Source organism: Mycobacterium sp. 852013-50091_SCH5140682 (genome assembly GCF_001665685.1).
Taxonomy (GTDB): domain Bacteria; phylum Actinomycetota; class Actinomycetes; order Mycobacteriales; family Mycobacteriaceae; genus Mycobacterium.
The window spans coordinates 40689-67372 of record NZ_LZTB01000035.1; the positions used below are offsets into that span (position 1 = coordinate 40689).

The 26684-nt window shown below is 62.4% G+C and carries 24 protein-coding genes; 17 read left to right on the plus strand and 7 right to left on the minus strand.

Translation table 11 applies throughout. The features are described 5' to 3' along the window. Positions 1-175 precede the first annotated feature (175 nt). Together A5784_RS11070 and A5784_RS11075 are read left to right on the plus strand one after the other, a co-directional pair. The gene (locus A5784_RS11070) at positions 176-2005 is read left to right on the plus strand and encodes an amino acid permease (RefSeq protein WP_064944952.1); all 1830 of its coding nucleotides are present in this window, start codon (positions 176-178) and stop codon (positions 2003-2005) included. Further along, positions 2002-2886, plus strand: coding sequence for a universal stress protein (locus A5784_RS11075; RefSeq protein WP_064944953.1), 885 nt, complete (start codon positions 2002-2004; stop codon positions 2884-2886). The genes A5784_RS11070 and A5784_RS11075 overlap by 4 nt, the downstream gene beginning before the upstream one ends. A gap of 98 nt (positions 2887-2984) precedes the next feature. On the opposite strand, the gene A5784_RS11080 is transcribed toward A5784_RS11075, so the two are convergent. The 4 genes from A5784_RS11080 to A5784_RS11095 form a co-directional block, all read right to left on the minus strand. Further along, entirely contained in the window at positions 2985-4013 is a 1029-nt protein-coding gene (locus A5784_RS11080; protein ID WP_064944954.1) for an SGNH/GDSL hydrolase family protein, read from the minus strand. A gap of 452 nt (positions 4014-4465) precedes the next feature. Further along, a complete protein-coding gene (locus A5784_RS11085; protein WP_064944955.1) occupies positions 4466-5644 on the minus strand; it encodes an acetyl-CoA C-acetyltransferase in 1179 nt (392 codons plus the stop codon). Continuing rightward, complete coding sequence (locus tag A5784_RS11090; protein WP_064944956.1) at positions 5644-6300, minus strand: 3-oxoacid CoA-transferase subunit B; 657 nt, start codon at positions 6298-6300, stop codon at positions 5644-5646. Before A5784_RS11090 ends, A5784_RS11085 begins: the two co-directional genes overlap by 1 nt. Positions 6301-6302: 2 nt before the next feature. Then, positions 6303-7064 carry a CoA transferase subunit A gene (locus A5784_RS11095; protein ID WP_064944957.1) on the minus strand — a complete coding sequence of 254 codons (762 nt, stop codon included), beginning with the start codon at positions 7062-7064 and terminating at the stop codon, positions 6303-6305. Between the two features lie 168 nt (positions 7065-7232). On the opposite strand from A5784_RS11095, the gene A5784_RS11100 reads away from it, so the two are divergent. Next, on the plus strand, positions 7233-7994 hold the full coding sequence (locus A5784_RS11100) for an IclR family transcriptional regulator (protein WP_064944958.1): 762 nt from the start codon (positions 7233-7235) through the stop codon (positions 7992-7994). 32 nt (positions 7995-8026) lie between these two features. Here the strand turns inward: A5784_RS11100 and A5784_RS11105 are convergent, their stop codons facing one another. Then, a complete protein-coding gene (locus tag A5784_RS11105) occupies positions 8027-9697 on the minus strand; it encodes an ABC-F family ATP-binding cassette domain-containing protein (RefSeq protein ID WP_064944959.1) in 1671 nt (556 codons plus the stop codon). Between the two features lie 130 nt (positions 9698-9827). Between A5784_RS11105 and A5784_RS11110 the strand changes: the two genes are divergently transcribed. The 7 genes from A5784_RS11110 (at position 9828) to A5784_RS11140 (ending at position 15386) form a co-directional block, all read left to right on the plus strand. Next, a complete protein-coding gene (locus A5784_RS11110) occupies positions 9828-10286 on the plus strand; it encodes a GNAT family N-acetyltransferase (RefSeq protein ID WP_064944960.1) in 459 nt (152 codons plus the stop codon). A gap of 55 nt (positions 10287-10341) precedes the next feature. Then, positions 10342-10683 carry a DUF2834 domain-containing protein gene (locus A5784_RS11115; protein WP_064944961.1) on the plus strand — a complete coding sequence of 114 codons (342 nt, stop codon included), beginning with the start codon at positions 10342-10344 and terminating at the stop codon, positions 10681-10683. A gap of 668 nt (positions 10684-11351) precedes the next feature. After that, positions 11352-12062 carry an HD domain-containing protein gene (locus A5784_RS11120; RefSeq protein WP_064944962.1) on the plus strand — a complete coding sequence of 237 codons (711 nt, stop codon included), beginning with the start codon at positions 11352-11354 and terminating at the stop codon, positions 12060-12062. Positions 12063-12150: 88 nt separating this feature from the next. Then, positions 12151-12579 carry a Rid family hydrolase gene (locus A5784_RS11125; protein ID WP_064944963.1) on the plus strand — a complete coding sequence of 143 codons (429 nt, stop codon included), beginning with the start codon at positions 12151-12153 and terminating at the stop codon, positions 12577-12579. Positions 12580-12899: 320 nt separating this feature from the next. Beyond that, positions 12900-13871 (plus strand): NAD-dependent epimerase/dehydratase family protein, encoded by a 972-nt coding sequence (locus A5784_RS11130; protein WP_064944964.1) that lies wholly within the window; start codon positions 12900-12902, stop codon positions 13869-13871. A gap of 95 nt (positions 13872-13966) precedes the next feature. Then, positions 13967-14380, plus strand: coding sequence for a RidA family protein (locus A5784_RS11135; RefSeq protein ID WP_156750499.1), 414 nt, complete (start codon positions 13967-13969; stop codon positions 14378-14380). A 253-nt stretch (positions 14381-14633) separates the two neighbouring features. Continuing rightward, a complete protein-coding gene (locus A5784_RS11140; protein ID WP_197514699.1) occupies positions 14634-15386 on the plus strand; it encodes a DJ-1/PfpI family protein in 753 nt (250 codons plus the stop codon). 72 nt (positions 15387-15458) lie between these two features. Here A5784_RS11140 and A5784_RS11145 read toward each other — a convergent pair whose 3' ends face one another. After that, complete coding sequence (locus A5784_RS11145; RefSeq protein WP_064945110.1) at positions 15459-16493, minus strand: NADP-dependent oxidoreductase; 1035 nt, start codon at positions 16491-16493, stop codon at positions 15459-15461. Positions 16494-16754: 261 nt separating this feature from the next. Here A5784_RS11145 and A5784_RS11150 point away from each other — a divergent pair, with 261 nt between their 5' ends. The 6 genes from A5784_RS11150 to A5784_RS11175 all read left to right on the plus strand — a co-directional run bounded on the left by A5784_RS11150 (position 16755) and on the right by A5784_RS11175 (position 24304). Continuing rightward, positions 16755-17723 carry a polysaccharide deacetylase family protein gene (locus tag A5784_RS11150; RefSeq protein WP_064944966.1) on the plus strand — a complete coding sequence of 323 codons (969 nt, stop codon included), beginning with the start codon at positions 16755-16757 and terminating at the stop codon, positions 17721-17723. A 50-nt stretch (positions 17724-17773) separates the two neighbouring features. Then, positions 17774-19288 carry a long-chain-fatty-acid--CoA ligase gene (locus tag A5784_RS11155; RefSeq protein ID WP_064944967.1) on the plus strand — a complete coding sequence of 505 codons (1515 nt, stop codon included), beginning with the start codon at positions 17774-17776 and terminating at the stop codon, positions 19286-19288. 355 nt (positions 19289-19643) lie between these two features. Beyond that, positions 19644-20942 (plus strand): lipase family protein, encoded by a 1299-nt coding sequence (locus A5784_RS11160; RefSeq protein ID WP_064944968.1) that lies wholly within the window; start codon positions 19644-19646, stop codon positions 20940-20942. Positions 20943-21173: 231 nt separating this feature from the next. Further along, complete coding sequence (locus tag A5784_RS11165; RefSeq protein WP_064944969.1) at positions 21174-22115, plus strand: AraC family transcriptional regulator; 942 nt, start codon at positions 21174-21176, stop codon at positions 22113-22115. A gap of 96 nt (positions 22116-22211) precedes the next feature. Next, a complete protein-coding gene (locus tag A5784_RS11170; RefSeq protein ID WP_064944970.1) occupies positions 22212-23042 on the plus strand; it encodes an SDR family oxidoreductase in 831 nt (276 codons plus the stop codon). Positions 23043-23089: 47 nt separating this feature from the next. Continuing rightward, the gene (locus tag A5784_RS11175) at positions 23090-24304 is read left to right on the plus strand and encodes an acetyl-CoA C-acetyltransferase (RefSeq protein ID WP_064944971.1); all 1215 of its coding nucleotides are present in this window, start codon (positions 23090-23092) and stop codon (positions 24302-24304) included. A 728-nt stretch (positions 24305-25032) separates the two neighbouring features. Here the strand turns inward: A5784_RS11175 and A5784_RS11180 are convergent. Next, the gene (locus tag A5784_RS11180) at positions 25033-25887 is read right to left on the minus strand and encodes a uroporphyrinogen-III synthase (RefSeq protein WP_286159418.1); all 855 of its coding nucleotides are present in this window, start codon (positions 25885-25887) and stop codon (positions 25033-25035) included. Between the two features lie 499 nt (positions 25888-26386). Between A5784_RS11180 and A5784_RS11185 the strand changes: the two genes are divergently transcribed. After that, complete coding sequence (locus A5784_RS11185) at positions 26387-26683, plus strand: antibiotic biosynthesis monooxygenase family protein (RefSeq protein WP_064944973.1); 297 nt, start codon at positions 26387-26389, stop codon at positions 26681-26683. Position 26684 lies beyond the last annotated feature (1 nt).

The following is a 26684-nucleotide window of genomic DNA, read 5'->3' on the forward strand; positions in this document are numbered from 1 at the left end:
AGGTCGTCATATTGGTTTACAGCAACTTTGCGCAGGACGAGGGTGTCAGGGCTGGATCGCAAATATACTTCTGATGTATCAGGTGCACTTCAGCACCATTTCCCGTTCTCCGCAGCGATACAACGGCATTGAAGCTTCTGCGGCTGCGCGGCACACATCACAAAGGAGATATGCCATGGGCACTGCGCCCGGGTTGCACAAGGGCCTCAGCGACCGACAACTCCGCATGATCGCCATCGGCGGCGTCATCGGTGCGGGACTGTTCGTCGGATCGGGTGTGGTCATCCACGCCACCGGACCGGCTGCCTTCATCCCCTACGCCCTATGCGGATTTCTGGTCATCATGGTGATGCGGATGCTCGCCGAGATGGCGGTGGCCAACCCGTCCACTGGTTCGTTCGCCGACTACGCCCGCAACGCGCTCGGACCTTGGGCCGGCTTCTCCGTTGGCTGGCTGTACTGGTACTTCTGGGTCATCATCGTGGGATTCGAGGCCATCGCCGGAGCCAAGATCGTCCAATACTGGCTGCCCGACATTCCGTTATGGCTATGTTCATTGGTCCTGCTGACGGCCATGACCCTCACCAACCTGTTTTCGGTGTCGTCCTTCGGCGAGTTCGAATTCTGGTTCGCCGGAATCAAAGTCGCTGCGATCGTGCTGTTTCTCGCCATCGGCGGTGCGTACGTGCTGGGATTGTGGCCGCACAAATCGATGGACTTCTCCAACCTCACCGCCCACGGCGGCTTCCTACCCAACGGCGCCTGGGCGATCACCGCAGCCATTGTCACGGTTATCTTCTCGATGACCGGCGCCGAAGTGGCCACCATCGCTGCGGCCGAATCACACAATCCCGAACGAGCAGTGGCCAAGGCGGCGAACTCCGTCATCGCGCGGATCGCCATCTTCTATGTCGGCTCGATGTTCCTACTGGTGACGATCGTGCCCTGGAATGACAAATCGATCGCTGCGTCACCCTACGTCGCAGCGTTCAGTGACATGGGCCTGCCCTACGCGGACCACATCATGAACGCTGTGGTGCTCACCGCCGTGCTGAGCTGCCTGAACTCGGGGATGTACACCGCGTCGCGGATGTTGTTCGTGCTCGCCGCCCGCCGGGAAGCACCGCAGCAACTTGTCAGCGTCACGCGCCGCGGTGTGCCCGCGATGGCGATCATGGCATCGTCGACTATCGGCTTCCTGTGCGTCATCGCCGCCGCGATCTCCCCCGACACCGTGTTCGCATTCCTACTCAACTCCAGCGGTGCGGTCATCCTCTTCGTGTACTGCCTGATCGGGATCTCGCAGGTCGTCCTGCGTTACCGCAACGGTTCTGGGCACCTGAAGGTCAAGATGTGGCTGTTCCCAGTGCTGTCCGTCTTCACTGTGCTGGCCATCATGGCGATCCTCGCGCAGATGGGCATCCGCGAAGATTCCCGGTCCCAACTGGTACTGAGCTTGCTGTCCTGGGTTGTCGTGATTGCGCTGTATTTCATCAACCGGTGGGCGATCACTCGCAGGCCGCACGTCGAGAGCGCCATCGCCGAGGCGCCGCCCACCCGGGTTCTGGTGCTGGCCAACGAAACTGCCGCATCCGACGAACTGATTGCCGAACTGCGCGACATCAAGGCGACACGCACCGCGAAGTACCTCGTCGTCGTCCCCGACAGCCCGATCGAGACCGGCGTCGCGGCCACCCACGGCCCACTCGATGTATGGGAGGCGACCCAGCAGGCCGCACAGGACAGGCTCGACCACACGGTAGGTGTGCTGCGCTCAGCCGATCTCGACGCCGACGGTATCCACGGTGACTTTCGCCCGCTGCGTGCCCTTGCCAACGCCGTGGACACCTTTCGCCCCGATCGGATCGTCATCGCGACACTGCCGCCCGAACAGTCTGTCTGGCATCGGTTCGACGTGGTCGACCGCGCCCGCAGCGACTATCCGGCCATCCCGGTCACCCACGTCGTCGCGACTCCTGTCTCGTCCGAGGAACTCTCGCAGTGACGATCGTCGCCGGGTTCAGCGCCACCCACAACGGCAGTGCGCCACTGCATTTGGCGGCACAGATCGCACGCACCACCGGTGAAAAGATCATCGCCGCTGCCATACTTGCCGGCCCCTCAGTGATAGGCATCGACCAACTCGACCGCGAATACCACCATCAACTGTCCATCCAAGTACTGCGATCGCTTGACCAAGCGATCGCACAACTGCGGACCGATCTCGACATCACACCAGTCATTCACCGATCCACATCGATACCGCGCGGCCTGACGGAACTGACCGCACAGTACAACGCCGATCTCATCGTGGTCGGATCATCCTCGTCGGGACTGCTGGGCCGAATAGCGCTGGGAAGCGTCACCGAACGTCTGGCGCACACGGCCCGCGTACCCGTGGCGATCTCGCCGCGCGGATACCCGCGCAGCCCGCTCACCCTGGAACGGCTCACAGTCGGCTACGGAGGCATGTCCGGTACCACCCCGATCATCGGCGCTGCCGCAGAGCTTGCGGCGCAATGGGATGTGCAGATGCGCATCGCATCTTTTACCGTCCGCCCCCCACTCATGCTGAGCGGATCAATCGAGCAGTCCGCCGAGGATCTCGTCACCGACCAGTGGACCCGCAATGCCGTACGCACGCTGCGCCGACAACTCGATCGTGCCCGCGAAGCAATTCCACTACCGGACGTGGACCTCGTGATCGGCATGGGCCCCGATTGGTCCGCCGCCGTCAACGACATCGCCTGGGAATCCGGCGACCTCCTCGTCCTCGGTTCAGCTGCGGCGGGCCCCTTGGCTCAGGTGTTCCTCGGCTCGGCAGCGTCGAAAATTCTCCGACACGTGCCCGTTCCGGTCATGATCCTGCCGCAGATGCAGGACTAGAGGCGGCAGCGCTGACCGGGCAATCATTCGGTACGTCGAACTGTGAGGCGATGCCACCAGCTAGCTGAGGCCGTAACATGTCCGGCCGTCGACCCGGGCTAGTGTCCGCCGGGTATGCCGACCTGCTTCATCACGTAGTCGGCCAGCAGCTCGTTGGCATGCGTGGTGAGGTGTTCGGCCGCGGCGAATACGTAGGTCCGGTCGGCGTCGGGAGACTTCCACGCGTCGGCAGCGCAGAAGTCCTGGCCGGGCTGTGCGCAGGCGTCCTCGTTGGCCCCGTGAGTGAATCCGTAGGTGTTGGCGTTCTTCAACAAGTCGTCGATGAACGCTCCGGTATCGAGTATCTGAACTTTCGGGTCCTTGGGCAGCGAATCCACCAGGTGCGTGTTGTAGACGTCGGTCAACTCGCTGACGTAGCGGCGCGACGCGTCGGACTCGAACCAGGGAAGAACCTTAAGGTCGGCGAGCTTGAACACCAGCAGGTGCTGGGCGCCCTTGTCGAGGATCGCCGCGGCGGTCTTCGCCTCGTCCTCGGCAGCCTTCTGCACCCGCGCCCGCTCGGCGGCCATCACTTCCGGTGTCGGACTGTGGTTGTCGCGGAGAGATTGGGCCAGCGCCGGGTCCTTCGTGGGATCGTAGTTGTACGCAACGTCATTCGTACCGATGTAGAGAGTGACGAGCTGGTCCGGGTTGAAGGAGCCGTGCTGGTTCAAGAAGTGCTGAAGTTGGACCGCGGTGGATATCGGGGTGCCCTCCGGATTTTGCGAGACCGTCGAGTAGGCGCTGTTGGCCCGGGCGCCGCCCTCGGCGTAGTTCAGTCCGCCGGGGCCACTGAGGCCCGGCTTCCCCTGGTAGACGTCGCTGTAGCTGACGACGTGCTCGTTCGGTTCCGTCGATTGGCCGAGGCGTTCGGCGACATGTTGCGCCCAGGTCATGCCGGGAATGGTGGTGAAGCGCATTCCGTAGGTGCCGGCGTCGGTGAGGCTGTCACCGAAGAACACGGCTTCGCGGAGCTTCACAGGCGCCGCAGTGGTGTCCGAGGATGTGCCGGAGGAACCGCACGCCGTGAGCGCGCTGACCGTGACCGCTGCGGCAACCGCTGCCCGGGCATGGACTGACATCGGCATTCTGAATTCCTTTACGGTTGACGAGTTTTCCGCGATTGGTTGTGCTGGATGGCGGCGATCAGCGCACGATGGCCTTCTCGGCACCGACCCCGGTCAGCGACCGCACCTCCATTTCGGCGTTGGAGAATCGAACCTAGATGAGATGTGGGTCACAATCGAAGCGCTGCGCCGAAGCCGGGTGCTCCTGCGCCGAGTGGTCGGTCGGACACGTTGAGCGGTGTGTCCCATACCGGAGCAGGCTGCTCAGCATTCAACCGGTCAGGTTGCCGGTGGCCAAAGGGACCCGCTATTCAGCCGTTTTCAGTCCGCCATTGCGGCGTCGATTGCCCAGTCGGCAATGGTCGCTGCGTGCAGCGTCGATCGCCCACATGTTCGGGGCGAGGCCGCGGGATCGTCGGGTGTCTTCCCCAACGGGCCACTGACAATGCAAATGAGCGGACGTCTACCGCTGATCAGGTCCGGAGTATGAGTGCGGATCCTTGTCCGCCGCCACCGCAAAGCGCGGCCGCTCCGGTCCCTCCCCCACGGCGTTGCAGTTCCAACGCCAGGTGCAGGACGATTCGTGCGCCGGACATACCCAGCGGGTGACCGATCGCGATGGCTCCACCGTTGACGTTGACCTTCTCCGGGTCGAGCCCCAACGCACGCGTCGATTCGATCCCGACCGCGGCGAAGGCTTCATTGATCTCCACCAGATCCAATGCCGCCGGGTCGATTCCGTCGAGTGCGCACGCCGCGGCAATCGCGTTGGCGGGTTGCAGTTGCAGCGTCGAGTCGGGGCCGGCGACGACGCCGTGCGCGCCGATCTCCGCGATCCAGGTAAGACCGAGCTCGGTGGCCTTGGTCTTGCTCATCACCACCACAGCCGCCGCACCGTCGTTCATGGTCGAAGCATTGCCCGCGGTGACGGTGCCGTCGGGGATGAACGCCGGCCGCAATCGCGCCAGCGAGTCGGCGGTGGTGTCGCCGCGGATGCCCTCGTCCTGGGCGACTTGAACCGGATCGCCCTTGCGCTGCGGGATCGCAACGGGCACAACCTCTTCGTCGAAGACGCCGTTCTTCCAGGCCGCCGCGGCGCGCTGCTGCGACACGGCCGCGAACTCGTCCTGCTCAGCGCGCGTCAACGTGTTGACGCTGTCGGTGAGAGCACCCATCGCCTGGTCGGTGAACACATCCCGCAACCCGTCGACCGCAACGTGGTCGCGCAGCGTTGCATCGCCGTATTTGATTCCGGCACGCGAGTTTTCGAGGAGATGCGGCGCCCGCGACATGGACTCCTGACCACCGGCGACGATGACATCGAACGCTCCGGCACGGATGAGCTGATCGGCCAGCGCGATGGCATCGAGCCCGGACAGGCACACCTTGTTGATCGTCAAGGCAGGCACCGTCATCGGAATGCCGCCGGCGACCGCCGCCTGCCGGGCCGGGATCTGGCCCGCACCCGCGGTCAACACCTGCCCCATGATCACGTATTGCACCTGCGAACCCGAGATGCCCGCCTTGGCGAGCGCTGCAGCAATGGCGATGCCGCCGAGCTCCGCGCCGGACCGGCTCGCCAACGACCCCATGAACTTTCCGATCGGCGTGCGCGCACCGGCGACCAGAACGGAAGTGGTTTCGGCGGCCATCACAGCTGCACCTCCAGCTCGGCGCCGGTCGCGGCGATCACGTCGTCGGCGGTGACGCCGGGAGCGAGTTCGCGCAGCAGCAGGGTCCCGTCCCCGGGCACATCGATGACGCCGAGATTGGTGATGATGCGGTCGACGACCCGTTGTCCGGTCAAGGGCAACGTGCACGCGTCGAGGATCTTGGGTGCGCCGCTACGGTCGGTGTGTTCCATCACGACGATGACCCGCGCCGCGCCGTGGACCAAATCCATTGCGCCGCCCATACCTTTCACCATCTTGCCCGGCACCATCCAGTTCGCCAGATCACCGTGGCGCGACACCTGCATGGCACCAAGCACGGCGGTGTCGATGTGGCCACCGCGGATCATCCCGAACGAGGTCGCGGAATCGAAGAAGGCCGCACCGGCGTTGACGGTGACCGTCTCCTTGCCCGCATTGATGAGGTCGGCGTCGACGCTGTCCTCGTCCGGGTATCCGCCTGTGCCCAGAATTCCGTTCTCCGAGTGCAGGATTACTCGCACTCCCGGAGCGAGATAGCTGGGGATCAGGGTGGGTAACCCGATGCCGAGATTGACGTACTGTCCGTCGACCATCTCGGCGGCCGCGCGCGCGGCGATCTGGTTGCGGGTCCAGCCGGTTGCGAGTGTCGCTGTCATCGTCAGGCTCCTTCAGCGGTACGGACAGTGCGCTTCTCGATGCGCTTGTTCTGCGGTCCGGTGTGTACGACGCGTTGCACGAACACACCCGGGAGATGGACCTGGCCCGGGTCGATCGCGCCGGGCTCGACGAGTTCCTCGACCTGGGCGATGGTGACACGCCCCGCCATCGCCGCGAGCGGGTTGAAGTTCATCGCGGTCTTCTCGAACACGAGGTTGCCGTCGGTGTCGCCGAGCCGGGCGTGCACGAGGGCGAAGTCCGCGTTGATGGCCTCCTCGAGCACGTAGCGCTTGTCGCCGAACACGCGCGTCTCCTTGGGCGGTGACGCGATTGCCACCGATCCGTCGGACGCGTACCGCCATGGCATACCGCCGTCGGCAACCGCGGTGCCGACGCCTGCGGGGGTGAAGAACGCGGGAATCCCGGTACCGCCGGCCCGAAGCCGCTCAGCCAGTGTGCCTTGCGGAGTCAACTCGACTTCCAGTTCGCCGGCCAGGTATTGCCTGGCGAATTCCTTGTTCTCCCCGACATAAGAAGCCGTGACCCGACGGATGCGGCCCAGTGACAACAGGACTCCCAGCCCGTGGTCGTCGACGCCGCAGTTGTTCGAGAACACTTCGAGGTCAGTGGTCGACGAGTCGGCGATGGCTTCGATGAGCGCATCGGGGATACCGCACAAACCGAAGCCACCGACCGCGAGGGTCGCCCCCGTCGCGATGTCGGCGACCGCCTCCGCGGCGCTGCCGTAGACCTTCGATGGCATCAATGCCCTTCCTTTCCGACCACTGGTCAAACGCGGACCGTTATGGTGCCGATACTGCTTCTTCCGAGGTCCAGGGCACAAGGCGTCGTAGAAAGTTCGCCGACATTGCTCGGATGATGGCCACTAGACCAACATGCGTTCACTATGTGAACGCATAGAATCGGCGGGGTGGAAGACAAGGGAACGCAGGTGCTGGCGCGCGCCGCGGCGCTGCTGCGCGCCATCGGCGGCGGTGAGTCGACGGGGATGTCGACCACGGAGATCGCCCGCGCCGCAGCCTTGCCCCGACCCACCGCCCACCGTCTCCTCACGGCACTCGGTGCAGAGGGGTTGGTCGATCGCGACTCGGCCACCGGATTGTGGTCGCTCGGGCCGGAGCTCTATCTCCTCGGCGCGGGCGCTGCCCAGCGCTATGACATCACCGACCAGTCGCGCGACGTCATCGAACGCCTGGCCCGGGAAACCGGCGAAAGCGCATTCCTGTCGGCCCGCCGGGGTGATGAAACCGTATGCATACTCAGCAGAGAAGGCAGCTTCCCGCTGCGATCCCACGTCCTCCACGAAGGGATTCGCTTCCCGCTCGGAGTCGCCTCGGCCGGGTTGGCGATCCTCAGTCACCTACCCGACCGCGACATCGACGACTATTTCACCCGGTCCGACCTCGAACCCCGCTGGACCACAAGCCATTCCGAAGCCGCGGTCCGCGAACGGATCGCCGCCACCCGAACCACCGGCTACGCAGTCAATCCCGGACTTCTGGTCGAAGGCAGCTGGGGAATGGGCGCGGCCGTCTTCGACCGGAACGGTCGCCCCGCGTGGGCGCTGAGCCTCACCGGTGTCGAAACACGGTTCCGTGCCGACCGACGAGCGGACATGGGTGCGCTGCTCCTCGAATTGGCGCACGAGTTGACGCTGCGGCTTCGGAGATGATCAGTTGGTGTTACTCGCTGCCGGCGACGCCATCACCTCGGCCGGACGACGCGTCCTTCGTCCCACACTGGCACCGACGATTCGACGACTTCTCCGTCTTCTTGGAAGATCCAGAATCGGTCGAAGTCGCGGGCGAACCAGCGGTCGTGCGTCACGGCGATGACGGTGCCCTCGAATGCGGCGATCGCCTGCTGCAGTGCCTCAGCTGATTCCAGGTCGAGGTGGTCGGTAGGTTCGTCGAGCAGCAGTAGCGTGGCACCGCCGAGCTCGAGCAGCAGGATCTGGAATCGCGCCTGCTGCCCACCGGACAGCGAGTCGAAGACTTGCTCCGCGGCATGAGCGAGCTCATAGCGAGCGAGCGCACGCGTGGCCGACTCACGATCGCGCCCTTCCCTGCGACTGTCTCCGTGGTGCAGCACCTCCAGAAGGGTCCGACCCGCCAGATCGGGTCGACGCTGGGTCTGTGCAAACCATCCGGGCCGGACTCGAGCGCCGAGTCTGGCGCGGCCCTCGAACTCAACTGGCTCGATCGGAAGATCGTCGGGAGGCTTGTGCTCGGGTTCCGGGTCGGTCCCGCCAGCCGCCAAGAGCCGCAGGAAGTGCGACTTGCCGGATCCGTTGGCCCCGAGAACGGCTATTCGGTCGCCGTACCGGGCCTCGACGTCGAACGGGAGCATTAGGCCAACGAGTTCCAACTGATCGCACACCACCGCTCGTTTGCCGGTTCGCCCGCCGGCGAGACTCATCTGGAATCGCTGCTGACGGGGGAGTTCGTGCGGAGGTCCCGCCGTTTGGAAGCGCTGGAGACGTGTCTGGGCAGCCTGATACCGAGACGCCATCCCGTCATTGTTGGCCGCCTTCTGCTTGTACATCAGCACCAGGGCCTTGAGCTTTGCGTGTTCTTCATCCCAGCGGCGGCGCAACTCGTCAAGCCGCTCAAAGCGGGCTTCGCGAGCCGCGTGATAGGTCTCAAAGCTACCCGGATGGGTCCATGCGGTACTTCCCGCAGCGCCGAGCTCCAGCGTGACGACAGCCGTCGCCGAGCGTGCCAGAAGCTCACGATCGTGACTCACGAAGAGGACACTCTTTCCGGACTCCCGCAGGCGGTCCTCGAGCCAGCGCTTGCCTGGCACATCGAGGAAGTTGTCCGGCTCGTCGAGGATGAGGAGCCCGTCGGCACCACGCAGCAGGGCCTCGAGCACGAGGCGCTTCTGCTCACCGCCCGACAGAGTCTCCACCGGACGAGATGCCGCTCGGTCATACGGGATGCCGAGCGCCGCGTCGGTGCAGACGTCCCAGAACACTTCGATCTCGTAGCCGCCTGCTTCACCCCATCCCGTCAGCGCGTTCGCATACCTCATCTGCGACGCTTCGGTGCCCGCCTCAAACATGCTGCGCTCGGCGCGGTCGACTCTCCTCGCAGCTTCGACCACGGGCGGCGGGGCGACGCTCAGGAGCAGATCACGGACGCAATCACCTTCAATGAACTGCCGCATCACTCCGACGCCTCCGGAGCGGGAGATAGAGCCCTCGTCGGGTTCGATCTCTCCGAGCACGATCTTCAGCAGTGTCGACTTGCCGGCACCATTGGCGCCGATCAGTGCGACGCGCTCCCCTTCGCTGACGCGCAGCGAGACATTGTTGAGAAGCGGACGGCCGTCCGGTAGGCCGTAGCTGATCCTTGACAGGTCTAGATGAGCCACGGATCAACCGTATGAGCCACCGCAAACTGTTTTCGCGGCGCCGACCGCATCAACCTCGGAGAATCCCGGCCGAGGTGGTCGGCGGAGTTATCCAGTTGACTCGACTCGACCGTGCCATAAGGATGCAGCGATGCCCCAGAGAGATAGTGCCATCGTCCTGAGGCCAGTGCGCAGACCCGACGACTACCCCCGTCTGATCAAAATCTGGCGCAGTGCGGTCTGCGCTACGCATGATTTCCTCGAAGAGTCTGACTTCCACCGCATTGAAAGCAATTTGGCCTCTACTTACTTTCCCGCGGTCACACTGACTGTGGCCGAACGCGACGGAGAATCTGTCGGCTTCGCCGGCACCGCCGACGGCAACCTGGAGATGTTGTTCGTCTCGGACCAGGTTCGCGGCAGCGGAATCGGAAGCCTGCTTCTCGCGGAGACGATCGAGAAGGATGGCGTCACCAAAGTCGATGTGAACGAACAGAACTCGGGTGCCCACGGCTTCTACCTGAGCCGCGGATTCACACAGGTCAGTCGCAGTGAATTAGACGGCGATGGCAGACCATACCCGATCCTTCATCTCGCATTGCAAGCCTGAGGCAGATCGATCCACAGGCATTGACAATTGCGCTGATGTCCACATACACACGGGCATGACCGCTGCCCGAAGAAACCTCTGCATCCTTTACGGTGTGATCGCGCTGGTGGCGCTCATCGCCACCTGGGCGCACAACATCGCATACTTCTCGGCCGGCGGAAGCACGCTCGACTTCTTCGCCCGCCGTTTCGCCAATCACGCGGTCAGCTCGATGACCATCGACCTGACACTGGTCTCCGCCGCAGCGCTGGTCTTCATGGTCGTCGAGACACGCAGGATCGGCGTCAAGTACCTGTGGGTGTACGTCGTGTTGGGTTTCGTTGTCGATATCAGCGCGGCCGTCCCGCTATCTCTCATCGCCCGGGAGCGGCGTCTGGCGCAGCTCTCGGACTTGTGACTCCGTGCAGGCGTGCAAGGTCATCGACAGCGGCTGCGGCGCACCCACGGAGAGTGGCTTTGCAGTGCAGTTGGCAGATCCGCCAACTTCCGCCATTTCGAAATGCAATCCGCCATCGAGAATTGCAACCTACTGTCGTTTCCAGGACTGCACCGGCAACGACACTCCCCTGACATGCGGGTAGTGCGAGTTCCAATGGATCCTGTCAGCACATTCTTCCAATTGAGAATGGCAAAGCGGAAACCGTATGGTCGTGCAAGATTTCCTGCCCACCGAGCTCGTACTGCTGACAACGTTAGGCGTCATCTGCATCGCTCATTGGTCGTGAACGTTTATTTACAACGAGGCGCGCCTTCGGAACCGCAGGGTTATCCGTCGATCGGACCGAACTTCCAACCGTTGGCGATAGCTTCAGCGCGATCGGTAGGGGTCTCCGGCTCAGAGTCCGCCACCGCCAGTGAGACTTCAAGGAGCGAACAGCGATGTTATAACCATTGAGGCCCTTTCGGTTCCAACACAATCAAGACGCGTCACCAGGCCTCCACCCCTGCGCGGAAGACGCGGCAAGAGGTCGCCGAGATGGCGCGGCCAGAAATTGGCAGCAACCTAGCGGATACCGGCAATTCTGCCTCTGGCCGGGCCTGAGGAAGTGACCGCACACTCGTCGTATGACATTGCCGCACGCTTCACCCTCCGAGAAGGAACAGCACCCCACCGACACCGACCTGGTCACGTTACCGAGCACACCACTAGCGCTTGCCGCGCTCGAATTGGTCCGAGGCGCAGAGTCGCCGGCGATCGCCAATCATAGCGTGCGGAGTTATTTGTTCGCTCGGCTGCTCGCTCCACACGTTGGGCTGGCGCGTGGCCGAGATTTCGACGATGAGCTTCTCTATTTTGCGTGTGTCCTGCATGACGTTGGATTGTCACCGCTCGCCAAGAGGAACACGCGCTTCGAGGTCGATGGTGCGGACCGCGCGGCCGAGTTTCTTACCGGCCATGGCCTGGAGGCGCACAAGGTCGATGCCGTCTGGGAAGCCATCGCCCTCCATAACACTGCTGTCATCCCTGAGCGGATGGGCGCCCTGACTTCGCTGACATATCAAGGCGTCGCCATCGACTTCGGGGGTGTCCTAGGTCTGCCGGAGGCACACCTGAACGCGGTAACCGCACAAATCGGAGCCGTAATCCACTCTGCCTACCCTCGTTTCAATATGGCTACGTCGGTCATCGACGCGGTCGCCGATCACGCTGCAAGTGGTCCGAACAACGCCCCGCGCTATAGCCCACCAGGCGAAGTTCTGCGCGAGCGACGCGAATTCGGCGCCACCTACAGTGAGCAACTCATCGCCGATGGCGGTTCACGCTGGGGCAACTGAGCGCCGTAGCACGGCTATCGCACAGAGACTCCCGGACGACCGGCTTGCCGAAGTGGATATGAAATGAAGTACGAAAGGATGCACCTGAATGTCTACACCTGAGTTCTTTGACACCCCCGGATATGGAGATATTTTTCGGACGCAGTACAGCTACGGTCAGGCCGTTCGGATCGGCGATCGTGTGGAAATCTCCGGCCAGGGCGGATGGAACGATGACCTGACCTTCTCGGTCGATTCTCTGGAAGCAGAGATCCAGAAGGCCTTTGACAATGTCGAAAAGACCCTCGTGGCGGCAGGTGCGACGTGGAATGACGTAGTGAAAGTCAATACGTATCACAAGCCCACCAGCGAGGATTCTATCGGCGACGATCACCTGACGGCAGTTGTTGATCAGTTCCGCAAGCGGGCGGGAGAACACCTGCCACTGTGGACTGCGCTCGGTGTGAAAGCGCTGGGTCTGCCCGAGATGCGTATCGAGGTCGAGGCCGTGGCTCTGATCCGGTCTGGCGATAGCTAATTCGCGTACGACAGGGCTGCCTCGGCGCGAGGCGGTGCTGGGGCAGCCCTGTCGCAGTCGCCATGTCATACATATCCCTGCTTCGAACGGAACAGGCGAGTGATTCGGCGACGGCGCCGCTTTGTTGTCCGAACCGAGATTGCAGTGCATCGACCGCCGTGCAGTCCGCACCGTAGCGCGCAGCGTCTTCCGCCTCAGTAGATCGCGTTCACAACAAGCTAACGAGGGCTACACGCACTGGCTTTCGACCCCCAGCTGCGCCAGGTCCGTGCCGACCTGCTGCGCACAGTGCAATCGTCTGAAGCGGAAGGACTACGATCATGAAGATTCTCGTCACCGGGGGCTCAGGATTCGTCGGTCAACACCTCGTCAAGAGGCTGGCTACGGACGGTCACACCGTGCTCGCTCTTGCTCGCTCTGCCACATCAGTCGATAAGGTCCGCGCGCTGGGGGCAACGCCGCTACCCGGCGATCTTGACCGTCCCGACGGCATCGCCCTACCCGCGGTCGATACCGTCGTGCACGCCGCGGCATACCTGCGCTTCGCTGGGTCGCGTGCGGCATACTTCCGCTCCAACGTCGCAGGTACTCGGGCGCTGCTCAACGCTGCGAAGCGCGCCGGCGCCACGACATTCCTGTACATCAGTGCCGCCGGAGTTGTCATGGATGGACATGGCTCACCCATGCACGCTGTCAACGAGTCGGCGAAGACCTATCCGAAAAGCTTCTCAGGCTATATCGCAACCAAGTCGATCAGTGAGGCTGATGTGCTGGCGGCGAACACGATCGGGTTCCGCACCATCGCATTGCGCCCCTCGGCGATCTGGGGCCCAGGCGACTCGTTCAGCCGTGAGATTCCCGGCCGCATCGACACCGGGCAGTTCGCATTCATCAACCGCGGCGACTACCCGTTCAGCACCTGTCACGTCGACAATGTGGTCGAGGCGGTGCAACTCGCACTCGTCGGCGGTCAGAGTGGACGCGCCTACTTCGTGAACGACCGGGAACCCATCACCTTCCGCCAATTCATCGCGGCGCTGGCGGATGTCCAGGGCCTCTCCATCGGCAATCTCCGATCAGTTCCCTACCCCGCGGCGGCTTCCCTGGGTTGGATCATGGAGACCATCGCTTCCCTCCGCCGGGATCAGACCGATCCACCACTGACCCGAACGATGGTCCGGATGATCGGACGAGAATTCACTACCGACGATCGTGCCGCCCGCGCCGAACTCGGCTACGTCGGCCAGACCTTACGCGCCGACGGTCTCAAGCAGTTGAGAACCGCACGCTAGTGCGGAAACACTGCGACGCAATAGATCCCGCCATAGCCGCCACAGGCGTCCCCTGTTTGCCGCTGGACGGCGACACGCTCACTGAAAGGAACATCATGATTCGCAGGACATCTCCGCAGGTCGAAAACTTCATCACCCCCGACGTGTTCAAGGGCTTCGGCTTCAATCAGATCGTGAGTGCGGGCGACACCGTCCATCTCGCTGGCGTTGTCGCAAATGTCGGCGGCTTGGACGATCTGCGGATCGTTCATCCCGAGGACACTGCCGGGCAGTTGGATTTCATCCTGCGAGTTATCGAAGACCTCTTGAGAACTGAAGGCTTGGACCGCACAAATCTTGTATCCCTGACGATCTACGCATCCGACCTGCCCGCATTGGCGGAGGCTATTCCCCGGGTTTACGTTCCGTGGGTCGGGGACCACGCTCCCAACATGTCCATTGTCAAGGTCGCCGGCTTCTTGTTGCCGGGGCAAGTCCTGGAGATCCCGGCGATCGCCTATCGCGGATGAGTCCTTCCGGCGGCCGGCGATGGTCCGAAGAGAGGTGGCCCCACTACTGAATGCGACGACAGAAGCGAAGGTCAATGATTTACGGCTTGCCACTGCAACAGATTCAGATGGATGCGCATGTGGCCGCGTATCGCGAATCTGGGCCTGTAGATGGACAGCCTGTCATGTGTACAGGGTTGGCCGCAGACATCACAGGCTTGGCGCCAGCCGACTGCTCGGCGATGTGGCTGCAGTCATGCGGAAGGTGGCAGCAATGCGCGGCGCGACGGACCTTTCCTACAACCAGAATGAAGGCATGAACGATTACGGTGAGGCCAAACAGCATCGGCACGACCTGAAGATTGGGTCCATCATCTTCGAGGACATGGACCAGATCGACTTCACGGGCCCTTACGAGGTGCTCGCGTCGCTGAGCAATGTCACGTACACCACATACGGCCTGTCGCCACAGCCCGTCCGTGATTGGCGTGGACTCAGACTTCTACCCGATGCGGTGCTCGAGGATGCGCCGCAGCTGGATGTGCTGCACGTACCCGGTGGTCCCGGTCAGCAGGCCCAGATGGAAGACCAGCGTCTTTTGGATTGGTTGCAAAGGCAGGCATCTGGAGCTCGATGTGTCTTATCGGTGTGTACTGGCGCACTGCTGCTCGGAGCCGCAGGGTTGTTGCATGGACGGCGTGCAACCACGCACTGGGGTTCGCTCGATGTTCTTCCGATCTTCGGCGCTACCGTCGTCCCTGAGCGCGTAGTCACCGACGGTAGCTTCGTGTTCGCCGCCGGGGTCACCGCTGGTATCGACGCGGCCCTGATGGTCGCGGCCGAACTGCGCGGACTCGACGAAGCGCAAGCGATCCAACTCTTCATGCAGTACGCACCCCAGCCGCCGTTCTCCAGCGGCACACCCGAAACGGCGCCGCCACACGTCTTGCAATCCGTGACCGCCCGAGGCAAACCACTTCTGGAGCGTCGGCTTCAATCCGCTCGGCGGATCGTTACCAACAGCTGAGGCACTGCAATGCGTCGGACTCTTTCGCACGAGTGGCCTAGCAAGCGCGAGACCTGTTCTGCCTCAAAGTGATCAGCACCGCTCACGTATCCACACAGGCACAGTCTCGACTACCAGCTTGCCTGGAGGTCCAGATTCAAACGATCGGATGAAAGCACGTGGCAGCTCATGGAAACCGTGGACCACGGTCTCGATCTCTTTGAGAGTCCCTTCCCGGAGTAATCGTGAGAGTTCCTGGCGGGCCTTCGCCGCGCGGTTGAAGTAGTCAAGGACGATGAATCCCTGTACATGGGTGCGCTTACTGAGCAGCAGTCCGAAGTTTCGAGGCCCTGCGGGCCTTTGATCCATGTTGTATCCATCAATCAAGCCGCACAGGGCTATGCGGGCGTGGTTGTTGAGTCGATCGATGGTAGCTTCGAACATTGGGCCTCCGGAGTTCTCAAAGACGAGGTCGATCCCCTCCGGGGTGGCCTCGGCCAGTTGTTCTGCCCAGTTCGTCGCCTTACGGTCGACGACCTCATCCGCTCCGAGATCTTCGACGAGCATGCGGCACTTTTCTGGCCCGCCGGCAATGCCGACAACGCGGGCTCCTGCATGCTTGGCGAGCTGCACTGCGATGCTGCCGACAGCACCTGAGGCTCCCGAGACCAAGACAGTCCGTCCGGCTTGAGGTTTGAGTATGTCGCATATACCTGCCCAGGCGGTGAGCCCTGTCATGCCAAGGATTCCGAGCCAGCGCTGCAGCGGTACATCCGAATTCTCAGGGATACGTTCCCACTCAGGTCCCGGACCGGTGACCACGAAACGCTCTTGCCAGCCGACAAAACCACGCACGAGATCTCCTGGCGAGAAACCACTATGGCGCGTGGAGATCACACGGGCGATTCCCAGCGCTCGCACCGGAGCGCCGATCTGCACAGGCGGCAGGTAGCTTGGACGGTCGTCGAGCCAACCGCGAATCGCTGGATCTATTGAGATAAAAAGGGTTTCGAACTCTACATCGCCGTCGCCGAGGTCTGGAAGTACCGTCTCCACGAGGCGAAAATCCTCCTCGGCAACCGGCCCTTTCGGGCGGCGGGCCAGCACATACTGCAGGGTCTTCACCACGTGGATCTTCCTTCCGTTTCCGGCTCGCGCGGCCGTCCATGCCACGGTAGAAACCGACGAAGCGGCGCGGCTTGGCTACATGCGCACGGAATTCGATTCCAGCGCTGCATCAAATATCGACGTCGATCACGTCCATCGCCGTGCGCGGGGTGAAAGTGGGCGTACGCCTGAGCCCAAGACGTGCTCCCCATCACATTCATAGGTTCAATGTCGCGTGGCGTTCAGCCGAACCGCCACATCATTTGCAGAAGGAACTTCGCCATGACTGGCCAGGCTTCGCTCAGTAACGTCCAAGTGGCCATCACGGTCGATGATTTCGTGTTGTGGGACGGTACGCCGCTTCCCGAAGGACATAGCTCACTCGACGTGACCCGCGCACTCGCCGAGGCGCTGACCGGTGCCGGCCAGAACGGTGTCTACGGGTTCGCGCACACCTACAGCATCGCCAAGGACCCGGCCAGCTTGGCGTGCTGGAACGCGTGGCTGGAGGCCGGCCATCACCTGGGCAACCACACCCATCAACACGCTCCACTGCGTTGGATGAGCGCTGACGACTTCTGTCGTGACGTTGACCAGGCCGAGCAGCTCATCGGCCCGCTTGTCGACCTAGCCCCCGAGCGCTACTTCCGCTACCCGATGGATATGTCTTCCGGCTCGGAGAGCAAACGGGGACAAGTCGAGGACTTCTTGCGCGACCACGGATATCGAAACGCACCCATCACCTGCTGGTTCGGTGACTTCGTCTACATCGTGCCGTATCAGCGGTCCCTCATCACCGGAGATGTTGACGCACAAGCCAGGTTAGAAGACCTCCACGTCCAGGGCGCTATCCAAGGTCTGGAGACGCATGCCGCATCTGCCCGCGCCATGTTCGGCACCGACGTACCGCACATCTGGATGGTGCATGGCACGCCCCTGGCCGCACGCACTATCGGACGCATTGTCGAAGCGTACAAGCAGCGAGGTGTGCAATTCGTCAGCCTTGAGAAGGCTATGCAGCATCCCGTGAACTTCAGCATGCCGCCCGTGCGGGACTCCTTCAGCAACCACCTTCAGCGCTATGCGATGGCGGCCGGCATCACGAAACCCGACCTCTCAGAAGAGCTTTTCAGCGAGATCCTGTTCAAGTGCCCGGTCAACGGGATGGACACCCTTCAGTACTACGACGAGAAAGTCCTCAAGCCGATCGCCGACCGGGTGGGATCACCCTACCTATGGGACTGGTCGTAGTACAGGCGTTGCGTCGAGGACATCAGATCACCAGAAAGAGAAAGTAACTCGTGCTCAATCTCTCCGTCACACTCACCGACACTGCCCGGGAACGACCCTCGAGGACAGCGCTGATCGAAGGTACCCGCCGGATGACTTACCGTGAGGTTAACGCTGCAGCCAATCAGATCGCGGCGCTGTTGATTCGCCGTGGCGTCAATGCTGGCGATCGTGTAGCCATAAGTGTCCCGAATGTTCTCGAATTCCCTGTCATCTATTACGGGATCCTGAAGGCGGGCGCGGTCGTCGTACCGATGAACACCATGCTGAAACGCGCCGAAGTCGCCTACCACCTTCGCGATTCGGGCGCACGTGCTTACTTCTTTGCCGAAAACTACCTGCCCGACGATGCGTGGCGCGGCTTCAACGACGTGACCACATGCGAATTCTCCATCGCCATCAGCGACCTGGCCGAACTTCTCGACGAGGAGTCTCGCGAGGATGTGTTGGTCCCGACCGACGCGACCGACACTGCGGTCATCCTGTACACCAGCGGTACCACAGGCAAGCCCAAAGGTGCTGAGCTCACACACGCCAACCTCGTCCTGAATGCGCTGACATGTCACCGCCTTTTCGACATCCTCGGTGAGTCGCAGTTGGTGGCACTACCGCTGTTTCACTCGTTCGCCCAAACTGTCCAGCTGAACGCCGGTATCAGCCAGGGTGGAACGCTCGTGTTATTGCCCCGATTCGATGCCGGTACCGCATTGAACCTGATCCGCGATCATCAGATCACGGTGTTCGCCGGCGTACCCACCATGTATTGGGCGCTGCTGGGCGCAGCCGCAAACCGCGACGACATCACCGCACTGGGCAGGCAGCTCAAAGTGGCCATGTCCGGTGGCGCCGCGCTCCCCGTCGAGCTTCTCAAGCGATTCGAGACCGTCTTCGGGGTTGGCATCCGCGAAGGATACGGGTTGTCCGAGACAAGCCCGGTGGTGGCTTTCAATCGACTCGACCGACCCAGCCGCCCCGGCTCCATCGGGATGCCAGTGTGGGGAGTCGAACTCGCGCTGCTCGGTCCCGACGGCCAGCACTGCGGTCCTGGCGATCGCGGTGAACTCGTCGTCCGCGGGCACAACGTCATGAAGGGATACATCGGCCGCCCTGACGCGACCGATGAGGCCATCGATTCTGCCGGCTGGTTTCACACCGGCGATATTGCCACTCGCGACGAAGACAACTTTTTCTACATCGTGGATCGCGCCAAAGATCTCATCGTGCGCGGCGGGTTCAATGTCTACCCCCGCGAGGTCGAGGAGACCCTGATGACTCATTCCGACATCACCCTCGCCGCGGTGGTGGGGATTGCCGATGAACGCGTCGGCGAAGAGATCAAAGCCTTCGTGATCACGCGACCGGGCACGACACTAGCCGAATCTGAAGTCATCGCGTGGTGCCGGGACCGCCTGGCCGTATACAAATGCCCACGCACAGTTCAGTTTTGCCACGAGCTTCCGCTCAACGCCACGGGCAAGGTCCTCAAACAACAGCTCAAAAACGCGAGCAGCGCAGCCATCGCATAGTCGGGTAACGGGTTAACAACACTGCGCCACCGCACTTTTCCCAAATATCACCACGGTCCGGACGGACACCACCTGTCCGGGGTTTCCGATCGGCGCCCGAACCACCGCACCACGGCGATGAGCGCCGTATCACGTCGTTCACGCCCGCCATCGCAGCAGGCGCCTCAACCGCAGGCCGAGCGATCCGACTGCAGGCTGCGCTTCTTCCCGAGTTTCCTGACTTCAGTCCTCAATCCCCGGAGCAGCCAACATGACTCATCTCACGCCCGAACGCACTGCCACACCGCTGTCCGGGTCCCAATCCGTTGTGGTGTCAGGTTCGGTGCGTACTCACGTGACGCGTTGGTTGGTACGCATGCTCGGGTTGGCCGTCACGATCATCGTGCTCGCGGTCTGCGGATCGGCAATGCCGCCGGTCGTGCGTGCAGACGAAACTGCTTATCTCCCGTTCTACACCCCACCTAGTCCGCTCCCGCCCGGCCGGCCAGGCGACCTCATCCGCACCGAACCGTCGCGGCTGGTGCTCGAACCGTCCGGGCAACTCGGAGCGTTTGTCGGCACAGGAACGCGGATCATGTACCGCAGCACCGACGCCCAAGGACAGCCAGTGGCGGTGACTGGCACCTATATAGAACCCGACGTCCCCTGGCCGGGCATCGGCCCCCGTCCCCTTCTCGCGTATGCGGTCATGGGCTTTGGCATGGGCGAGCAGTGTGCACCGTCGCGCATGTTCAATCAGGGCATCCACGCCTCTTTGCAGACCGGTTTTGATGTCATGTTCAACCTGGAGGAGGGTTGGGTCGCGACCCTGCTGGCGCGTGGCTTCGCCATCGTCATCACTGACGGTGTCGGGGTGGGTATCCATGACTCTGGGTCCCCGCAATTCCTCAACCGCAACGCTGGCGGAGCTGCACTCATAGACGCTGCCCGCGCTGCAATGAAGTTGCCCGACACGTCCCTGGACCCGCACGGCCCTGTCGCTTTTTGGGGATGGCTCGCAGGCGCACACGCGGCGCTGTCAGCGGCCGAATTGGCCGCGAGCTACGGGCCCGAGTTGCACGTCGTGGGCACGTACGCGGCTGCGGCACCAACGGATATCGCAGCAGTCCTGCCCGCCATGGACGGCAACTTCTTGGCCGGTGTTCTCGGCTACGTCCTGCGAGGGATCATGGCGTCCTATCCTGCGACAGAGCGGCCCATCTGGGATGCGCTCACCCCGCGCGGAGTGGAAATGCTGGCCAATACCGGCCGTCAATGCCTGCTGCAGACCGGTGTCGACTACATGTTTCGGCATATCCAGTTTTGGTTCAAACAGGACATCTTCGCCACCGCTGCCGCAGAACCCTTCAAGTCCCTGCTGTGGGCTCAGCGGATCGGCAACGTTAAACCCACCGGCCCTGTGTATCTGACGCACAATCGGTGGGATCCCTTTGATCCGTACTCTGCCGTAGAACAGACCGCGGCCGACTGGTGCGCGATGGGCGCCGACGTAACGCTGTGGACGAATGAACAGCCACCGCTGTTCAACAAGTTGGACGTCAATTCCATGCTGCCCGTCTTTGTCGACGGAGAGCGAAGCATGAGCTGGATCGCCGACCGGTTCAATGGGATACCTAGCGCGCCCAACTGCGGGCAGATTCCGGCTCCGGCCTGACATGTGACGTCTGCCGCTGCCCGGTTGCGAACTCGCCCGAACGGCCGCACCGCAACCGGGCGAATGCAGTTCGCTACGACGTTGGCCATGCGTACAGCGAAAGGTACGCTGCGCATATAGCCAAGACGTGTTCTAGGTCACATTTCTACAGTGACTGCGCTGCCGCCAAACCTGCCCAGCGCAGCCCGCTTGGCGACAGGCAGAGGCACCACGAGGAAGCGACGTTCCGACATGAGTTACATCGTGCAGACCCTAAGTACCCAGGATCTGGGCGCCAAGGATCGCAGCGACTGGTGGCGAGACCGCGTGTCAGAGATTCACTGTCCGATGTCCTTCGCGCTGGCCGTTGACTACTCCGGCCGGATCGAATACCAGCAGTCGGGTCGCTATCGACTCGTCCGTTGGTGGGGTGACGCTGAAGCACTGACTCGAGATACCACCCAGATACGGCGATCTCCGCACGGATCTTACGAGTTGCTCATCCCTGTCCATGGTCATCTGCGGCTCGCCCAAGGGGACAGCGACATCGTCGCGGTGCCACACACGATGACGCTCACCTCGCTGGATGCTGCGATGGATATGCGACATGGCGACAATGTCTCGGCGGTAGCCCTTGTCATTCCACGAGATCACCTTGACTCTCGACTGGCGCAGCCGACCAATGATCGTCCGATATCGCTTGATGCGAGGCGCGGGCTCGGCCGGATCGTCGTCGATCAGCTACGCACGATCCGTGGCGAGCGCGATCAGCTGGACGGCTTCCAGTTCGACGCAGTCATGGACCGGATCGTCGACCTCATCGCCATCGCCTACAACGATCTCAGCGCACCGCTGGACGATGTTCCCACCGACGCACTAGTCGATTCAATCCGCCGCTATGTGCGCAGCAACGCACACGATCCGGCGCTGACCGGCGCAGGTATCGCCGCAGGCTTGGGCTGGTCACTGCGCCATATTCAGAACCAACTGCAACGCGTGGGCACCACACCCTCGGACCTGATCCGCGAGGAGCGGCTCGCACTGGCGCGACTTCGCCTTCAGGATCCCGGATGGCGGGCACAGAGCATCACCCAGATCGCCTTCTCCTCAGGATTCGGCGACCTGAGCACCTTCAGCAACGCCTACCACCGCAGCTTCGGAGAACGACCATCAGACACCCGCACATCTCACTGAACTATCCTGCCCGCGTTGGTTAAATACCGCGCGCACAACAACATACGTGCGCAAGGCTCCAAGCTAGTACGCCGCACCATCTCTTAGCGTCGAAGCATGGAACCTACAACTCATCCTCTCGCCGATAACGACACCCTGTTCTCTGTCAGCGGCCGCATAGCCGTGGTGACCGGAGGATCCCGAGGAATCGGCGCCATGATCGCCCGCGGGCTGGTCACCGACGGTGCCGATGTGATCATCACCAGCCGTAAAGTCGAACAGTGCCGCGCAACTGCCCACCAGATCAATAGCGAGGCAGAGACTCTCGGAGGTTCAGGCCGCTGTAGCTACATCAGCGCCGATCTCTCGACGCCAACCGGCGTCGAACATCTAGTCAACTCGGTCAACGATCGCCACGAGCACATCGACATCCTGGTCAACAACGCCGGCACCACGTGGGGAGCACCCCTGGAGGATTACCCAATCGCCGGCTGGAGCAAGGTCCTGAACACCAACCTAGTCTCCCCATTCAGCATCATCGTCGGCCTACTCCCGTTGCTGCGCAAAGGCGCCAACGCGGAGCATCCCGCCAGAATCATCAACATCGGCAGCGTCGACGGGCTGGTCGCACCGCGGTGGGAGAACTACTCCTACAGCGCCAGCAAGGCGGGCCTGCATATGCTCACCCGCCATCTAGCCGGCCGCCTGGCACCAGACAGCATCACGGTCAACGCCATCGCCCCCGGGCCGTTCCTCACCGACATGCTCAGCCACGTCGCGGCCGACCCCGCGCAGGAAGACGAGCTGCTCAACACCGTCCCCCTCGGCCGCTACGGCCAAGCCGGCGACATCGTCGGCGCCGTCAGATTCCTCTCCTCAACAGCCGGGGCGTTCGTCACCGCAGCTGTACTTCCGGTCGACGGCGGATTCAGCGGCGCCACGAACTGAACCCGCATCCCGACAGCACACATCACCAACGCCACAGGAGGACCCGCATGCCCGAAGCCGTCATCGTCTCCACTGCCCGAACCCCGATCGGCCGCGCCGTCAAAGGATCCCTCAAAGACCTTCGCGCCGACGACCTCGCGGCACACGCAGTGCACGCCGCATTGGCCAAAGTCCCCGAACTCGATCCGACCCAGATCGACGACCTTATGCTCGGTGTCGGCCAACCGGCAGGCGAATCCGGAAACAACCTAGGCCGAGCCGTAGCCGTCTTGGCCGGCCTAGATCAACTCCCCGGTGTCACGGTCAATCGCTACTGTTCAAGCAGTTTGCAGACGACTCGTATGGCACTGCACGCCATACGATCTGGTGAAGGGGACGTATTCGTCTCTGCCGGCGTAGAGACTGTCAGTCGATACTTCAACGGCGCCTCGGACAACCCCGAAGGACGGAACCCCCTCTTTGCCGATGCTCAGTCCCGCACCGCCGCCCGCGCAAAGGACAACCTCGGCTGGACTGATCCCCGAGCCGGGGATCGCCTGCCAGATCTCTACATCGCGATGGGTCAGACTGCAGAGAACGTGGCCGACTTCAAAGGAGTCAGCCGCGCCGATCAGGACGCCTTCGCTGTGCGCAGCCAGAACCGCGCCGAAGCGGCCATCCAGTACGGCTTTTGGGGCCGCGACATCACCCCTGTACGTCTACCCGACGGCAGCTATGTAAGCACCGACGACTGCCCACGCACCGACGTCACTCTTGAAGCCGTATCGACACTGCCACCGGTGTTCAGAACAGGCGGAACTGTAACTGCGGGCAACAGCTGCCCGCTCAACGACGGTGCAGCCGCGCTCGTGGTGATGTCTGATTCCAAGGCAGCCGAACTCGGTATCACTCCGCTTGCGCGCATTGTCAGCACAGGCGTCACCGGATTGTCACCAGAGATCATGGGACTCGGGCCTGTTGAAGCGAGCAGGCAGGCATTGCGACGGGCCAACCTCGACATCGGCGATATCGACCTGGTCGAGATCAACGAGGCTTTCGCTGCCCAAGTTATCCCCTCCATGCGAGAACTAGGTGTGGACGAACACAAAGTCAATATCAACGGTGGCGCTATCGCACTCGGCCATCCTTTCGGCATGACGGGTGCCCGGATCACCAGCACGCTGATCAACTCGATGATGTTCCATGACAAGCAATTCGGGCTAGAAACCATGTGCGTCGGGGGTGGCCAAGGCATGGCTATGATTCTCGAACGTCTGTCGTAACATGTCCCAGGGTTGGTGGCGTCACTCAACTCGGGCATCCAGTGACGTCATGGACCGGAATGCGACTCTCGCACGCACCGCGACCAAGCACGATTCGCCCTGCGACCCCACCTAACTCATCAGACGGGTGATGGCGGCCCAGTATGCCTGACGCTCCTCGACATGCATCGTCGGGGCGAAAGCGACGACTACTGTCATCACCTGGCGCATGCCGTGATCTGCTGCATATACCTGAGCCGCACCACTTGTGCGAAATGAGAGAACTTGCATACGCTCGGTGGTAATCGACTGCGCACATCCGATCCTCGGACAGTCCGCGGCACTGGTGTCCACGGACCGCCCCAGCTGTAACCCGCTGCGCTTCAGTTCCTCAACAACATCACGTGCTATGTGAGAGCTACTAGCCGAACCTGACTGTGGGGTTTCAGTGTGTGGAGCTGTGGATATCCCACAGGCGGAGCCAAATACGGCGCAGAAGCCTCCCACGCTGACGGAAATAGCAACGCTCGATACTCGGGACCGCATCAACGCGATCAAACCAACCTGGCCTGAATGTGCTTGACTCATAACGATCCACGCAGGCCGAGGCACCAATTCCCATCAGCGAGATCGCCAAACGGTCTGCCGGCATTTCTTACTCGCCCGGCGATCGAGCTCGCTGGACCCGGGTGCCACCACGCACGGGGAGGGGGCCTAAACGGGCGTGTCAGACGACTCTGGTTCACGGGTCAGCGTTGCTCTAGGTGGGATTCGACGAGTTTGACGAGCGCGGCGAGCCGATAGCGGCGAGGCACGAGGATAGGAATACTCCAGGGCGAGAATGCATCTGCAGCCACCGGCCCCACGCACGCGACCACAATGTCGCCCCGTAGCGCATCGACGACGGCAGATTCGCGACCGGCGATTGCGGCGGCGCGCATGACCGAGGCGACGGCAGGCGCCGATGTGAAGGTGAGTGCGTCGAGAGCATGACCGACGACCAGATCGAGAAGTTCATCAAGCCGCGCCGGCGACTCAGGTCCTTCGACGCGGTAGATCGAGGCGATAATCACATCAGCACCCCGCTCGCGCAGGACCTGAGCTGCGCGATCCAGCGAGAGGCCATGCTCCTGCACGACGATTCGCTTACCAGACAGGTCCCTGCGGCATAGGTAGGCCAGGACATCTGCGAAGCATTCACTCTGCGGCGACCAGTCGACGCGTACACCCCGCCCGACCAGTGCACCGGCTGACTTCGGTCCCCGAGCCAACACCTCGGCGCCGGCGGCGACTCGGACCAGATCGTGACCCAATCCCCATGCGTCGGCGGATTCGAACCAGGAGTTTATGCCGGTACCGGTTGTCGCCAGAAACAGATCCACAGGCCGGCCCACGACGGCCTTCGTAGTACGGCGAAGCTCCCGTTCGTCGATCATCGACGGGACAAGTGACAGCGCGGGCGCCCACATGATATCGGCGCCGCGTCGCTGGAACATCTCGATCTGTTCTCGGGCCTTCCGAGCCGCTGTCACTCCGATCAGTCGACCTTCAAGGGACCGCCCAGCGGGTGACGAATCATCTTGTCGCAGCGGTGATGCCGTCACGTCCTGCGGCCCAACCAGGCGGCGGGGCCACTCTCACCGTCAAGCGTCATGTGTTGATGCTGGCATCGCTACCAGCTACTTGCCGTTGACGAGGTTCGATCTCGTCATAGCGACAACGAGATGAAAGACGCTGCCCGCGTGGATATTTACGAACGAGCTTTCTAGCGCCTGGTCGATGGCGATCAAGAGCGTTGACCCCTCCTGGGCTTGCGACGAAACCGGCCACTTCATCATCGTCGGCGCGTTCGGACATCGCCAGCGGCGATCGCGCCAGGCTGCGTTAGGTTGCTGCCATAGTGTTATAGCTGCGTGCCAAGGCTTTTCGTATCGGCAAGCAGAGACAGTCGCAATACCCAGGAGCCGAACCTTCAGTAGTATTGAACAGTAGTATTGAACTTCGTCGGTGAACAGCCTCAGGCCCAGCGCGGTCCATTACCGAAAATCGGTGGCACTCACTGCTCAGTGACCGCCACTAACAACCGATGACATAAGGAGATTCATGTCTGTGGTGAAGATCAATGCCCTGCATGTTCCGGCAGGCCAGGGCGCTGAATTGGAGGGGCGCTTTGCCGCACGGGCGCGCATGGTCGACGGCGAACCCGGGTTCGAGGGTTTCACCTTGTTGCGCCCAGTCAAAGGCGAAGATCGGTACTTCGTGATGACGATCTGGGAGAGCCAGGAGTCCTTTGATGCCTGGCGGGCGAAGGCGGTTGACCACGAGCCGGTCGCCGACGGACGCAAACCGGTGGCCACTGGGGCCGACCTGCTCGAGTTCGAAGTCGTCGACCTGTCCTGAA